We start from the raw sequence: 14,379 nt of genomic DNA, 5'->3' as shown, positions 1-14,379 counted from the left end.
TAATTTTTTATTAATCTTCCTGTAACCACGAAAGCGGAATGCCTTTGCTTTGCTCTACACCCGTTGAGACTCTGGATTTTTCAGGCAAGAAGTTGTACATCTCTAATTGCTTGTAATAGATCAAAAATGTTACTTGTTGATTCGGATTGATCTTAAACCGCCAACAAACGCGTCCATCCACAATTTGACCTTCCATTTCAAAGACTTCTGAAACATTTCCAAATCCCTGCGGAGACTGATAGCCACGAAGCGAAATTGGTTCACACGTCTGTTTACCTGAAATAGAGGTTTCAATAATTTGTAATGTGTTAATGCGCTGATCGGTAGTAGCCACAACTTTCATGTGTGCTATAATCATGGGATTGTGTTTGAAATCTTGACGAATAGACTCGTAGTTATCACTTACCTTCACAAACAGTTTTTGATCTAAACGAACGATCATAAGTTTATTTTGCGGTGGAAAGTTGAAGGCTAAATATCCATTTACGGTACTTATGGCAAAACTTCGCGCAAAATCAACTACTGAAATTGTATCTACAATTTTTAAACTTTCATCAATTTGTGTTACTTCCCGAAGACCATGAGCAACATAGATATTATTATCAATAGGATTGTATTCGATATCTACTGGTGCAGTAATATTAAATCGCTGCTCAAATCCTAATGTATTTCCATTAATGGCTAAAACCACATTTAATGCAGAATAGGATATGTACATATTTTGATTAACTGAATTGTAACAAAATGCGACATCGTTTTCAGCAAAAGTATTAACCTGAATGATTCCTTTTCTATTTCCTGCAACATTATAAACATCTACATCATTTGTAATAACTCCATTATTGTTAGAAATAAAATGAACATAGATATCTCCGTTATCGGTATTTACTCCTAAATACTTTATTCCAGCTTTGATAAATTGACTTACTGCTACATTATCAATAGTTGTAATTTTTACTAATGAATCTCTAACAGCTAGTGAAATATAATAGCTATCATTAACATGATTGTAAACTAAATCAATCGGGCTTCTTCCAAGTGGAATACGTCTAGCAATATCAAAATTCAAATCAACGGTTAAAAACTCAGTTTGTGCATCTCCTGTAACTGCTACAAAGCCATATTCAGGACTATTAGGGTTCGTATTAACTACAATATTGTTCGGATTGACAAACGTGAGCGGATCGGGACGAAGTTGAACTGTTTGAACTACTTGTGCTTGATCGTTAATAACTGTGATCGTATCAGTAAGATTATTTATTACATAAAATAGATCGTTTACTGGATTATATACAACCTCATAAGCCCGTTGACCTACATCAGCTTCTATTTTTGTAACTTCCTGACCGCCTAAAGGATTAGTAATTTCAGCACACTTATTAGTTCCCCATAGTGTAATTGTACGCTCATCATTTGTACAATTAGTTACAGTGATTTGTGTAGCATCATTATCGTCCAATAGTTCCTTATAGAACTTCTGCCATTTTCTATGCTGATTAAAATATTTATATACCTGATCTCTCATGCTCTTTTTCTGTATAATTTTCTATAAATCGTATCACATCTTTTGTTCTACTGATTTGTGATTTTCCGATCATTTCACGGTTTTTTCCAAATACTTTTGTAACTGCATAAACTGCTTCAATTTTTGGAAATCCATAGTCTAGGTATTGCTTTATACCACATAAATCTGCGGTGGTTTGACTACGTGTGTTCAAAAACCAATGGCAACCTTCATGGGCTAAAATCGCGACTCGAATAGGAACTGTATAGCCCTTAAACAAGCTTTGCGATATCTGTACGCGCGGCATTTTACGATGAATTCTAGCAGGTGTGATAAGATCATTACCAAACCTATCAGTGATACTTGGCAAGTATTGAAATAAAAATTCTCCATCCTTGCTTTCAAAAAAGCCTGGTGATACGTACCCAGCTTTTTCTGCAAAACCTATGGCAAATTCTAAAAATTTATGTTGCGTATCAGTAGCCCACAATTCAATTGCTGGCATTTTTTCTAGCTTTACATTTTCAATTACAAAAGCAGCATCACTAACACTATTTTTGTCAAAAATTTCCATTTCCAACACTTCAGGCGAAACAGGCATTGAAATTGTAAATTCACGTGTAAGTCCTGATTTTTTGAAAAGTGCTTTACGTCTGAAATAAAATGAATTTGAATACAAAGGATTGTACACTCTTATCCCTAATTCAAATGGTATTTTTGAAGCAATAGTGAGCTTTATTCTAAATCGCTCTTTGTTAGATGGGATGGTCGTAATCATTTACTGTTTTAGATTTATTTACTTCTTTTTTTGTGCGTTTATTACAACCAGTCCTATAATGCCGATTACTATAATTCCTCCAACTACATAAATTGCAGTTGGAAAAGATTTTTTATCTTCTTCTTCCTGTTTTTCACCTTGTGAACTTCCAACTGAAAATTCATAGTCTGAAGGAATTGGCGCATTTATGGATTGTGAATTATTACTATCTTTTCCAATAGTAAAAGAATCAATAATCCCTCCGATAGCAGTTGCACCACCAATGTCACGATAAACATTACCAACGTCTTTTAAAAAAGAACCGCCTTTTTCTCGATTCTGAATTTTTCGTAATTCTCGTTTTTTCCTGCGAGCTGTTCGCCTAGCTTTTCGTTTGGCTTTACGTTCTCTACGCTTTTTTTTACTTCCAAAAAAATCATCGTAATCATCATCGAAATAATGATTTTTAATAAGCTTCTCTGTTTCTCCTGTAATCATAATCAGCTTACTTTTTTAATTGTTGTTTTTTAAGCTTTTGATGCTTTATAATTCGGTATATGATATACCCAGTTATTCCCATAACTCCGACACCCGCTATTACCTTGACGACTTTACTAACTTTACTATCAGATGTTGCACCTACCTTTTTTTTAGTGTCACTTAGCAAAGCATCATTTGATGTAGCTTGTTTTAAAACTTTGGAACTTGTAGAGACTGTTTTATTTTTGATTTGGGCTTTAGAATTGGTTTTTGCAACTAATTCATTAATGCCTACTCTGGTTTTTACCGCTTTGCCACCTCGTTTAATCCAAATTGGTTTTGGTTTAGGAAAAGGTGTTGCTACTTTTGGCTTTATAACACCTGTATTTTTAATTGTTATTGGTTGTACTGGTGGAAGTTTTATCGCCTTATTTGGTGTTCCTTTGACAATTTTAGGCTGCTTTTTTGTTGGAAATTTTACCTTTACAGGAAATCCCAAATTTCCATAACGTGTAGGTGGTCTACGTCTTTTTAAATTTCTTCTTCTTTTTCTCCTACGACGAAGTTTTCTACGATTGTACTCATCGTAGTCTTCTGTATCTATATTCGTTAATGAATCTATCATAATTATCTTACTAAAGTTGGATTTGGTATCTGTGATGGCATCTGTGGTATCTGATAAGCTGGCATCATAGGTTTAGATTTTGAACTCATCACTAAGGCAACGCCAATCCCTAGAACTGCAATTCCGCCTATGACGAAATACATGGTTTGTTGCTTTTTCTTCGCTTCTTCTTCTCGTTTACGTCTTGCTTCTTCTTCACGTCTACGTCTTTCTTCAGCTTCACGTCTTTCTCGCTCCATTTGCAGACGCATTTGTTGCATTCTTCTCTCCATATCACGTTTTGCAGCAGCAGCTTGTGCAGCAGCAGCACCCGAAGCAGCAGCAGCACTTCCTGACGATCTTCTACGCTTCTTTTTGCCAATAAGTCCACCAACAACACCCAAAGCACCTTTTACAATACCCCAAAACTCATCGTTTTCTTGCGTGGAGAACTGTATCATTAATTTCTCTAGGGAATTGGTGAACTTTTCATTGTTCAAACCAATGAGTTCAACTACTTCATTGATGATTTGTGATTTGGAAGGTTTTCCCTTGAAAAATACGTTGTGATGTGATAACAGTTCAATCACGGGTTTGGGATAGTTTAATATCAGATACGTTAGGTTATCAATAACGCTGTTATATATTATTTGCTCTCTACTCATGCCTTTTGCGATTTAAAGTTTAATCCACTTCCAATGACAATCCCAATAAGTAGGGTGACTCCAATTATCATAAAGTCTACTTTGGTTGGTCCAAATTTGAACTTACCTGTTGAAGTGGATGGCTGTTTCTTTTTTCTAGCGATTGCCTTTCGTACGCGCAGTTCATTCCAAAGCTTTTGTACTGTTTCCGCTTTCTTTCTGTCACTTGGATTTAAGTTGGATTCTTTTAATATTTTATCATAGAGTTTTTGCAATTCTTCCGCGCTTAAATGCTCATACTCATCTGTAAAACTATACTCGGTTTGATGCGATATATAGTTTGAAAAACCACAAGAATTACACGAATTTGTAGCGTTACTGTAAGAATCATTTTGACATGATTCGCATACACTTAAATTGTCTTTTGGCTCTAATTTTAAAATCGCTTCTTTATCAGGATGAATTGCAATTAATTCTTTGATTATTTTGCGACCTCGTTTACGTACCAATTCACGCATAGCTTCGGCTAGATGTTTGGGATTTTCAGGTACTTCAAATCCATAATCCTCTAGCATATCGCTCACCTTTTCGCTATTGTGATACACGATATAATCGATGCGATTTTGTGCTAATGTTATTGCTTCTGTATTCATATTCGATGTGTAAAATAATAGCCAGTACAAGGACTTACCTTGAATACTGGCTATCTTAAAAAAGACTAACTAACAAGGTCTTTTTAGTGTTAATTATCGTTTTTTACGTCTAACAAGACGTGTTGACGCACGTTTTGCAGGCTTTGGACGAACATAACGAACTCTTGGTGGTGCGACACGACGCGGACGTACTCTACGTCTACGCGGTCTTACACCAAATGCCGTTGGTCTTCTTCTACGTATCAAATCCAATTGTGGTAACCCTGTGGTACGTGGTGCGCGAGATAATTCCGCAACGTTGCTACCTTTCAGTAAGTTTCCTAAATTTGCTCTTGCTTTGATTGTGAAGGTAAACACGGCAGTAACTCCATCTTGTACTACAACATTTAATGAATCCTGACCAGTGACGTCCATTTCAAAGTTGTCATCGTCGATAAGAGTTTGGTTAAAGTTCTGTGGTGAAGTGGCATTTCTAGGTTGATATACACGTGTGGTCTTTGAACCTGACGCGGTTCTACGATCAATACGTAATACATTATCAAACTGTAATGCGTTACTAACAGAATATTTCATTCCCGCAATTTTGAACGGGTTACTTTTACTTTCTTCTCTAACCTCTTTGTGGCTAGATTCTTCAATTTCAACGGTTACGCCTGCTGGCTGTGCTTTTTCAGCGTTTCCACCAAAAATTACCGCTTCGGCTGCTGCTCCTGAAGTATTTTTTACAACTACCGTTAAGGTTCTATCGTTAGGATCAATTTTTCCGATACTTGAACGCATATAATCGTTGTAGTCTTCTTCATCATCTTCATAAAGGTCATAGTCGTCATATTCCTCATCATATCCATCATAATCGTCTTCTAACCCTTCAAATCCAGTATCGAAGTCATCTTCTTCGTAAATATCGTCATCGTAGTTGTCGAACTGATCTTCAGCCGCTTCTTCGTAACGCATTAATTCGTCGTCATAACTCATAATTAATTTTTTTTGTGTTTTTAAAATGGCTGCTTTTAAACTGCCTTACTAATTTGTTTTATTGATTTAGCGTGTGAATCTCTAAATGCTACGCCGCTTTTTTTGGTGTGGATGCTTGTTTTTTACTCTCTGCTAGTTTTTTAGCTTTTCTTTTTTGCATTCTTGGAGCAACTACAAATGTTCCCACAATAATTCCTGTTACGCCTGCTAGTGCTAAAAATCCAATTTGTTTCCAGGCGATGTCTGTATTTCCCATTTTCATTTAATTTTAAATGTGATTTTTTAAAGGCTCTCTAAAGCCATTTTCTATTTGTTCTCTACGAAGATTGGATATATAGTTTAAAAATCATTTGTTCACTTTTGTAACTCGAACAATTTTGAACAAAACACCCGTATTTATTGGGAAAGAATCTATCTCATCTATACAAAACGAATAAAATACAAGGTCAAAGTAATAGCAAAGATGAGTTGTTATAATTTATTTTATATGAAGAAAAAACTTATTTTAGTGGGAAAATAAATTTGAAAATATGTCTAATAATAAGCCGAAAAAAGTAAAAATTGAAATTTCTAATTTTAAAGATTTAATCCCGTTACTTTTTAAATTTATTATAATAGTATGGTCACTTAGAATATTTTCAGAAACAATTTTTGACAACACTATTATATTTATTGTTTTAGTAATTTTTATATATAGCTTCTTTAGGAAAATATATAATTATAGAGAGAAACTTAAAAAGGAGATTGAAAGAGAAGTGCAATCTTATTTAATGGCTAATACTTATACCATTTACGAAAGAAAAATGCTAAAGCTTGATGATTTCATTAAAATAATTTTAATCTTAGTATCATCATTAATACTTTCATTACTCATAAAGGAAATAAATCCTAAACAATTTCCTAATTCAAATGAAATTGAGGAACTTGAAAAATTTAGATATGTTGTCTTTATTTCTGATAGTACTTCTTCTAACAATTATTATACTAACAAGATGCTTGAAAGCAAGAATTCTATGTATGATGATTATTCTGATTTACTTCATTTTTCAACTAATGATACTATGGTTTTAGGTGAAAATTATTCAGCAGAAGCCTTTTTTAATTTTAATAATGATTTAAAAAGCCAAGATTCAATTAGTACTAAATATAACTTGTATCCCTACGTAAAGAAAGGCTCACAAATCAAAATGAAGTTAAAATATGCTAATAAAGATTTTTTTGAAATAACAGATATATCTTCACCTTCACAAATTATGGATAGTCTTACAAGTTGGCAATGGAATATTCAACCTCAGAATAGCGGTTTACATAATTTGTTTTTAGTTCCAACTTTAATTAAAGATGATTTTTCAAAAGATCTCACTATTGTTAGTAAAAAAGTATATGTTAAATCCAATTATATGTATTCAACAAAAAAATTTATAACTGATAATACGGAATTTTTTATTACAGCTATAATACTTCCGATTCTATTCTGGCTTTTCACTTTGATAAATAATAGAAGAAAGAAAAAAGAAAAAGAAAAAGAAAAAGAAAAAGAAAAAGTTAAAGTTAATGGATTTACTAAAAGGAATTAAATTCTCAAAATAAAAATTATGGAGGAAAAGCCAAAATATGATTCATTCTTTATAAAGAACCTAATAAAAATAAAGCATTGGTACTTAAATGAAAGTACGCTCGTAAAGGCGACGATATCAATAGTATTGAGTGCCATTGGTGGTTCTTCCATATTTACTTTAATAAATAATTATGCTCTTTACTATCATGCGTATCGGCAAGGATTTAGAATTCCTGTTGAGGGTGTAGAATACATTAATTTAGCAATCAGCTTACTTGGAATTTGTTTAGTGATTTTATCCATTGTCGGATCATGGATTCTATTTTATCTACTCTATGGATTGAATAAGTTTATTAATACAATATTAAAAAAAAAGAGTTTATATCTTCTATCTATAATATTTGTTCTAGCTATAAGTATAACAATATCAATTTTTCTAAAAGTTGAAAATGAATACATGAATAAAAAAAGAAATGAACTTATAAATATTCAAATAGAATATAATAAAAAAGAAGATTCATTGATTAAGGGATTCTATGATGAAATTTCAAATACTAATTACATACCTAAAATCGAAGATTACAAGATAAAAATAAATTTTAGCAAGGATTCTGCAACACATATAGATTTTAATAAATATTTTACTAAATCTAAATCTTTAGAGAATCTTGCACATAGAGTATTTATAAGAATTAAATTACAAACTCAATTTAATGAAAATAAACAAGCTATAAAAAGGGAAATAGCAACATCACAAAGCAATATTTCAATCATACTTTTCATATTCGTTATTTTAGTATCTCTTTTAGCGTTCTTTGGTTTAGCTTTCTACAATAAAAAGAATTTAAAAAAGCTTGTATTTGCAATAATACTAATCTTTATAATCTCAACTATTGTATTACTTTTCAACCAAAATTTTTATAAATCTTTTTTAGGGCAAATCGGCTTTGGTGGAGAAATTCCAATTAATGTTGAATATAAACAAGCTGATGATACAAAAGCAATCATTAAAGGGCAGTTATTAATCAGAACGAAATATAGCATTACTTTAAGAAAAATTAATACTGGTTTGATAGAAGAAATTCCAAATGAACGTATTTACAGGTTAGAATATTATTAAAAGTTAATCCCCAAATACACTTGAAAAATGTGTAAATGGGGATATCACTTAACTACTTAAACACTAACTTATCTTATGAAAAAGATAAATCATAATGATTCAACTAAAATTGAATCATATATTTTAATTTTGACCAATAGATCATTTTCTTTTCTTGTCAGCTAATTTTCTTTTTCGCTCTATCGCTTTATATTTTGCTAATGTGATTATAGAAGAACCCCATGCAATTAGTTTTCTTGAATCATAATATTGAACGTCATTTCCTGTAAAAGAAGCAACGTCCAAATGGTTATAACTTGCTCCAATTCCATCAAAAAAATCACTATCATCATTGGAAATACGTGATGATGTCCAACCATCTTTTTTCCAATCAGCAATCATTTTTTTAATTCTAGGTGTTACTGTTTTTTTCCTAGTACTTGTTTTCTTTCTCATAGGTTTTATTTATGAATTATCGTGATATCGAAGTTTGTCAGTAATCATTTTTATAATTGCATCATTTTTGGTCTGATAAATTTTATTGCCATCGAAATCTTCTTCAGATAATAACATTCGTACTTTTTTACCTTCCTCCTGATCTATGTACTTTTTACACGCTCTAATAAATGCAGCACGTCCACAACCGACAATTCGTTGCTCACGCATATTTACATACACAAAAAAGCTTTTTTGGACTTTATACTCATGTTCTGACAAATTGCCTTTGGCAAAAGCTGCTGAAGCCAGCTCGTACTGCTCATCCACAATTAACTGTGCAATTCGTACCATTTCATACTTGGGTATTCGATCACGATACCTTGTCACATCATCTACTTGGTGATGCAAACGTAGCCATGTACAGTTTTGCCACTCTGAAGTTGTAATTTTTGCAACAGATTGATGCGTTAATACAATATCAATTCCTTTATGACGAACCGTACACAAAGCACCAATCATTGCCTGACCTTTCGCACCAGTCATATAATGGTCAATATCATCAAGAACCACTAATCCATTTTTAAAAGATTTCATAATCTTTTTTATTACTTCTTTCTTGTCCTCATTATCCATTGGAGAACCATCCGTATTAAAGGGACGTATACGACGTGCTGAAACTTTAGTAAGTGCCTTTAAATGATTTGGACTAACTGTAACAAAGCTAGGGTAGTCATCATCGTTGGTATCAAATGCTAAAACTTTACGACCTTTTTTCCCTATGGCTAAGTGATCCATCATGTAATGCTTGATTTCTTGTTTATTTCGGTATGTTTTCCCGACACCAGTCTCACCGCATACGAGCATTATCATTGGTTGTCTTTCTAGTTCTTCTTTGGAATAACTAATCGGCTTTCTTCCCCTAGAATCTTTCTTTTTTGGTACAGCCATTTATGAGTAATTTTGTGATTCGTCTTCTGAAAATTCTAAAATTGGATTCTCTACAATTACATCATTTTCGATATCATCTATAGCTTGTTCATGCTCCACTTGCTGATAAACTTCATTCTCATCTTCTTCGTCAGTATCAGTATAGTTATCTTGATTTGAGGTATCTTCGGTTTCATTGTCTTGATCTTTGATTATGGAAACAATTCGATTCTCTAAAAGCGTATTTTCAGCGCGGATTTCCATAACCACCTGAGCCTTTTTCATCAGTATAGATGCAACTGCCCCCATCAGTTGTTGCTCAGGTGTTAATTTCTTGGTTTTTTTTCTAAGTACTTCGGCTACTAAAGGACGAAGAAGTGTTTTATCTTCTTTATCTAGTAAAATACGGTCAACATTCTTTTGATTTTGTTCGTCAATCACTGTGACAACTTCACCGTATTCATAAAATTCAGGCTGCTTTCTAATCTTCACTAAAAGTCCACCGCCTGCTGCGAGCAAATTGTTAGTCATTCCTAGTAAAGCCGTAGCAGCTTGATTTGCCTGCGCTAGTGGAATTTCAAAATCTTTATTTGTGATTGTCTCACCATTATCATCAAATTCACCATCAAGATTTATTTCCTGTTCAGGTGCATCAATAGGTTCAGCTTGTTTTTCAGCTTCAACCTCATTTTCTATGGATGCGCGGTAGGTAGTAGTTTCTTGTGCATCGTGCGATAAATCATCCATTTCAGGTTTCCAAACATTCCAATCAGGATTATCTTTTTCTAGTACTTTTTTTTCACCACCAATATCTTTTTCAATTACTGGACGATTAAGAGGAGAGGAATCCTCATCTTGTATAGTTTCCAACACTATTTGATCTTGACTTTGTGTTAAAGCCTGTTTTACTTCTTCTGATATATTGCCTGTTTCCGCCATTTGTTTTTTATTTCATTTTTGCTATAAAGTTGATAATGTGATGTTCTAATATGGTGAAGCGTCTCATAAAGATTTTATAATAAGAAGGAATCGTAAGGATTTCTTCGCACTTATGATAAAAATACTGTACGGATCTTTTTCGTTGCTGAAATATTTCTGCTACGCTACCAAAACTAAAGTCTGTATATTTACGTATTAAATAGATACTTGCCATTCGTGCATCCTTATATTCATCCAATTGACTCTTATAAAAGTCTTCTTCTTTTAAATTGAATACTTCTATTGTTTTGGATTTGACAAATATTATTAGAAGCTTGATACGTTCATGTTCAGGTGATCTGATTTCGGTATTCGTTCTTAAACTAGCCATTACTTCAATGGTTTTTTTAAGTCCAAATTTGCCGATCAACGCATCAATATTGTCTTGCAAATCATTATATGTTAGTTCCTTTTTCTTCATTTGAGTTACCAAACTACAAAAAGAAAGTTTCCACTTTGTTTACTTTTTAATTACCTATAAATGACTTAAAAGTGACACTTTATTTACTTATTATTTACTCTTTATTTACTAATAAATTACTCTTTATTTACTTTTATTTTACTTAGCCGATACGTGAATATCGTATTTGTAAGCCATAACACTCGTTCGCTTTATTTGGTATTTTCCAATGATGGTATTCCAACCTAATGATGTTTGTAAGCCCAATTCTGTGAAGGTTGAAAGTCCAATATTCTTTGTACTACCAAGCGCTACTAATTTGCTTAAAATAGATTCATCGTTACTTAGTTTGGTAGTCTTATTTTGTTTCTTGGGTTTTACTGGTGATGCATCTTTTTTAATTGCTCCAATAGTCAATCTATCTTCATACTCATCATCAATATCATTCATTATCTCCGTATCAAGCATTTCTAACTCTTTTTTAATATCTTTCTTTGCGCATACAGAAGTACCTTCATAGAGTTTATGCATTCGATTAAAAATGTCTATTTTATCTCGAATCGGCTCTATAAGTACATTAGGCTTAATTTCATTTTTTTCAAAATAAATTCTGTGTTCTACTCTTTCCATTTTTCTACGCTATTGCTGGTGTTACTATTTTATTTGAAAATTTTTTCTCTAACATATTGGAAAGTGCTGCCGTAGCTAATGAAGTGACTATAACAATCCCAACTGTCTCTAAAAGCTCTGTTCCCTTTGGAGTCTGAATTTGAAAATTTTCTTTCCCTTTATTTGCTCCAATATTGTAGTAAATCATTGCTTCTGCAAATCCTACTATAAGTCCTGCTCCTGTAATTATAAGTGTTGTATTATCCATTTTTATCTTTATTAATTTTTGTTCTTTGTTCTTTGAATTTTTCTAAAATTGTTTTTTGTACTGAATCAATTTGCTTTGGATTCATTCGATAGATTTTCATAATCTCCCCAATGAAATCAGTAATAATTACTTTTGCATCTTCGATTGCCGATTCATTTACTTTTAAATAGTCAGGCATCAAATTCCAAATACTTACCATCTGTCTTTCGATTTTCTCATATCGCTTCAGTTTTGGCTTTTCAGGTTTCCCTTGATTTTTCTTTTTGTTATATTCCCGAATACGTATACGACATTGCTGAATTTCCTGTGCAAGCTTATCCAACTCACTTTTGGAGTTATTTGCGCCTTCAAGTTTCTTTTTATCTGAATCTTTTGGTTTGCTTTCAGATTTTTTTTTAGGTTGCTCTTTTTTCTTTATTGACTCTTTCTTTTTTGGGGTTTCGGCAGTATTTTCCAAAGTCTTTTCTATGACTTTTTTTGCCTTTTTTGGACTTTCTGTAAGCTGTGATGCACTTTCAAAAATTCCTGGATAATACTGCTCAATTTTTATGGAAATTTTTTTGATTTCGTCTACAGATAATTCTAAAAATTCTTCCTTTTCATCTTCCTCTAACTTCTCATAATCACCAATAAAATCAGTTAGAACAAAGAGTATTTTTTTATTCTTGATTTGACTCCTGTCGAGTGCTAATAATTTTTCTATATTCATAATAATTGATCTTTTAAGCAGCTGTTGAAGTTTCTAATTCTAAAAGCATCAGTTCTCTTGCTCTACGTTTTTTCTTTAACTCATACCTTTTTTTAAGTGACATTTTTTTTGTTTTTTTATCTTCTATTTCTACTGTTTGATTTTTCGATTTTTTGTCATTAACTATACTCTGTTCAGTATTATTTTTAAGTAAATAATCTAGCAATTTATCAGCTTCTTCTGCTTTGGAATTTGATACTGTAAAGTTTTGGCTTTCTTGTTTTATAACTTCCCAAATTACTAAAGGGCTAAGTTCATTTTTTGTCAGACGTACAATCTGTTTTTGATCTTTTATGAAAATTGATTGTAGCTGTGCTTTGGTTACATTTTTTGTTGTGTACATAAGTTCTAATGGATATGATTAACTGCAAATTGCTGCGTATAAAGCGGTATGAGATTTTCAAAAAACTCATTTGCTTTAGTTTGATCTTGATAATAAATGGAACACAACTGCGGCGTACCATCTTTCTCAAAACATTCGTAACGATATTTTTGTATCGGTTTTTCGATATTTGTAATATCTATTGTAGTCCAGCGTAATATGTAAATACCTTCGTGCAATGGTGATTCCATGATTTTAAAATTCCTGCACAATTCTGAACAATTATCATTTATCGCAATTGCCCTATCCATAATCTTATGAATGACAATTTCTTTTGGAATGTTATGAGCCTTTTTCATCTAACTTATTTTTATAATTTGTGATTATTCTATTGACTTCTGAAACAGCACTATTTAGAGAATAGCTTTGCTCAAATACGAATGCATTTGAACCCGTAGTTTTTACAAAACTTTTACCGATATTTTTGATACTTGAACCTAAACCATAACTTATATTGAGATCGAAGTAATCACTTATAGCTATCAGAGATTTGAACCCACGATAACGGAAATATCTAGGATCGCTACCCATAAGTAAAAGTTGGTTTTTATCTAATCGGTCTTGGAAACGTTTAACTCGAACCTTACTTACAATATTCTGACCTGAAAATGAAGTCTCGAAAAGCACATACACTTCAACTGGAATATCTCTTAGTTCCATAAACTCTACAAGTAGCGAAGATGCGAGTCCTATGTATAAAAGGTTATTACCTTTAACTCCAGCATTCCCGCCTGCAACTATATTGAGTTCTAATGATGGAAGATTACTATTTCGATTCTCAAAGTGTGCATACACATTTTTTACACTTGTCTTTACTTTCTTATTGCCAAGTGCAATATTTAATTGACTGATTCCTAAATCTAATGAAGAACTTGTATTGATTTGATAGCCTTTGTAAAGTCCCATAGCTGCACGATCAAAACAAAAAATTCCCAAACCGCGATCATTGTATGCGATTTTTGGCTTGGGAAGAACTCTTGTTTCTAAATTGGCTAAATATTTAGAAAATTGATCTTTGAGAAGTGGCTCAATCTCTTTTAGCAAATGCATACCTAAAAAAGATTTGTGTGATTCTAATTCACTTAAATTCTTTACAATTGGTGTTCCGTACCAGTCACTAGAATTATTGATTTTTTCTTGTGTGCCAGCCAAAGTCTTACGCCAAACATCAAGGTTGTGATTTGATAGCCTTTCTACTCTATAATCCACAAATTCATTAAATGCACTTACATTTTCAAAATTGAGATAATTAAAAGTACCTATACTACTTTGGACGCTATGTTTTTTTGGTGTTTTCATTCGATCACAATAAAAGTACTCGCTGTGATCGAGGTATCATTTGTTCACTTTTGTAA

20 protein-coding genes are annotated in these 14,379 nt (G+C 32.4%); 2 read left to right on the top strand and 18 right to left on the bottom strand.

The features are described from left to right. Window positions 1-10: 10 nt before the first annotated feature. From AA089_RS09135 to AA089_RS25450, 8 genes are all read right to left on the bottom strand, one after another. Window positions 11-1,525, bottom strand: a complete 1,515-nt coding sequence (locus tag AA089_RS09135) for a YncE family protein (protein ID WP_046756634.1) — start codon at window positions 1,523-1,525, stop codon at window positions 11-13. Continuing rightward, window positions 1,506-2,282, bottom strand: a complete 777-nt coding sequence (locus tag AA089_RS09130; protein ID WP_046756633.1) for a hypothetical protein — start codon at window positions 2,280-2,282, stop codon at window positions 1,506-1,508. The genes AA089_RS09135 and AA089_RS09130 overlap by 20 nt, the downstream gene beginning before the upstream one ends. Before the next feature lie 18 nt (window positions 2,283-2,300). Continuing rightward, a complete protein-coding gene (locus tag AA089_RS09125) occupies window positions 2,301-2,759 on the bottom strand; it encodes a hypothetical protein (RefSeq protein WP_046756632.1) in 459 nt (152 codons plus the stop codon). A 7-nt stretch (window positions 2,760-2,766) separates the two neighbouring features. Next, entirely contained in the window at window positions 2,767-3,366 is a 600-nt protein-coding gene (locus AA089_RS09120; RefSeq protein WP_046756631.1) for a hypothetical protein, read from the bottom strand. Between the two features lie 2 nt (window positions 3,367-3,368). Continuing rightward, complete coding sequence (locus AA089_RS09115) at window positions 3,369-3,806, bottom strand: hypothetical protein (RefSeq protein WP_241479983.1); 438 nt, start codon at window positions 3,804-3,806, stop codon at window positions 3,369-3,371. Window positions 3,807-4,006: 200 nt separating this feature from the next. Then, window positions 4,007-4,642, bottom strand: coding sequence for a hypothetical protein (locus tag AA089_RS09110; protein ID WP_046756629.1), 636 nt, complete (start codon window positions 4,640-4,642; stop codon window positions 4,007-4,009). Between the two features lie 93 nt (window positions 4,643-4,735). After that, window positions 4,736-5,617 (bottom strand): hypothetical protein, encoded by an 882-nt coding sequence (locus tag AA089_RS09105; RefSeq protein WP_046756628.1) that lies wholly within the window; start codon window positions 5,615-5,617, stop codon window positions 4,736-4,738. 88 nt (window positions 5,618-5,705) lie between these two features. After that, window positions 5,706-5,873, bottom strand: coding sequence for a hypothetical protein (locus tag AA089_RS25450; RefSeq protein ID WP_173427054.1), 168 nt, complete (start codon window positions 5,871-5,873; stop codon window positions 5,706-5,708). A 274-nt stretch (window positions 5,874-6,147) separates the two neighbouring features. Between AA089_RS25450 and AA089_RS09100 the strand changes: the two genes are divergently transcribed. Both AA089_RS09100 and AA089_RS09095 read left to right on the top strand, forming a co-directional pair. Next, the gene (locus AA089_RS09100) at window positions 6,148-7,194 is read left to right on the top strand and encodes a hypothetical protein (protein ID WP_046756627.1); all 1,047 of its coding nucleotides are present in this window, start codon (window positions 6,148-6,150) and stop codon (window positions 7,192-7,194) included. Between the two features lie 18 nt (window positions 7,195-7,212). Then, the gene (locus AA089_RS09095; protein ID WP_046756626.1) at window positions 7,213-8,295 is read left to right on the top strand and encodes a hypothetical protein; all 1,083 of its coding nucleotides are present in this window, start codon (window positions 7,213-7,215) and stop codon (window positions 8,293-8,295) included. Between the two features lie 141 nt (window positions 8,296-8,436). Here AA089_RS09095 and AA089_RS09090 read toward each other — a convergent pair whose 3' ends face one another. The 10 genes from AA089_RS09090 to AA089_RS09045 form a co-directional block, all read right to left on the bottom strand. Next, the gene (locus AA089_RS09090) at window positions 8,437-8,730 is read right to left on the bottom strand and encodes a hypothetical protein (RefSeq protein ID WP_046756625.1); all 294 of its coding nucleotides are present in this window, start codon (window positions 8,728-8,730) and stop codon (window positions 8,437-8,439) included. A gap of 9 nt (window positions 8,731-8,739) precedes the next feature. After that, window positions 8,740-9,576 carry a zonular occludens toxin domain-containing protein gene (locus tag AA089_RS09085; RefSeq protein ID WP_046756713.1) on the bottom strand — a complete coding sequence of 279 codons (837 nt, stop codon included), beginning with the start codon at window positions 9,574-9,576 and terminating at the stop codon, window positions 8,740-8,742. Window positions 9,577-9,660: 84 nt separating this feature from the next. Beyond that, window positions 9,661-10,578, bottom strand: coding sequence for a hypothetical protein (locus tag AA089_RS09080; RefSeq protein WP_046756624.1), 918 nt, complete (start codon window positions 10,576-10,578; stop codon window positions 9,661-9,663). A 7-nt stretch (window positions 10,579-10,585) separates the two neighbouring features. After that, window positions 10,586-11,038 (bottom strand): hypothetical protein, encoded by a 453-nt coding sequence (locus AA089_RS09075; protein WP_046756712.1) that lies wholly within the window; start codon window positions 11,036-11,038, stop codon window positions 10,586-10,588. Between the two features lie 138 nt (window positions 11,039-11,176). Next, window positions 11,177-11,647: a hypothetical protein gene (locus AA089_RS09070; RefSeq protein WP_046756623.1), complete on the bottom strand. Its 471-nt coding sequence runs from the start codon at window positions 11,645-11,647 to the stop codon at window positions 11,177-11,179. A 4-nt stretch (window positions 11,648-11,651) separates the two neighbouring features. Continuing rightward, window positions 11,652-11,894: a hypothetical protein gene (locus AA089_RS09065; protein ID WP_046756622.1), complete on the bottom strand. Its 243-nt coding sequence runs from the start codon at window positions 11,892-11,894 to the stop codon at window positions 11,652-11,654. Continuing rightward, a complete protein-coding gene (locus AA089_RS09060) occupies window positions 11,887-12,603 on the bottom strand; it encodes a hypothetical protein (protein ID WP_046756621.1) in 717 nt (238 codons plus the stop codon). The genes AA089_RS09065 and AA089_RS09060 overlap by 8 nt, the downstream gene beginning before the upstream one ends. 13 nt (window positions 12,604-12,616) lie before the next feature. After that, window positions 12,617-12,985, bottom strand: a complete 369-nt coding sequence (locus AA089_RS09055) for a hypothetical protein (RefSeq protein WP_046756620.1) — start codon at window positions 12,983-12,985, stop codon at window positions 12,617-12,619. Window positions 12,986-12,990: 5 nt separating this feature from the next. Further along, window positions 12,991-13,323 (bottom strand): hypothetical protein, encoded by a 333-nt coding sequence (locus AA089_RS09050; protein WP_046756619.1) that lies wholly within the window; start codon window positions 13,321-13,323, stop codon window positions 12,991-12,993. Then, window positions 13,307-14,323, bottom strand: coding sequence for a hypothetical protein (locus AA089_RS09045; protein WP_046756618.1), 1,017 nt, complete (start codon window positions 14,321-14,323; stop codon window positions 13,307-13,309). The genes AA089_RS09050 and AA089_RS09045 overlap by 17 nt, the downstream gene beginning before the upstream one ends. Window positions 14,324-14,379: the final 56 nt, after the last annotated feature.

It is taken from the genome of Kordia jejudonensis, from assembly GCF_001005315.1.
GTDB classification, from domain to species: Bacteria; Bacteroidota; Bacteroidia; order Flavobacteriales; family Flavobacteriaceae; genus Kordia; species Kordia jejudonensis.
This window is presented reverse-complemented; position numbering and strand designations above follow the sequence as displayed.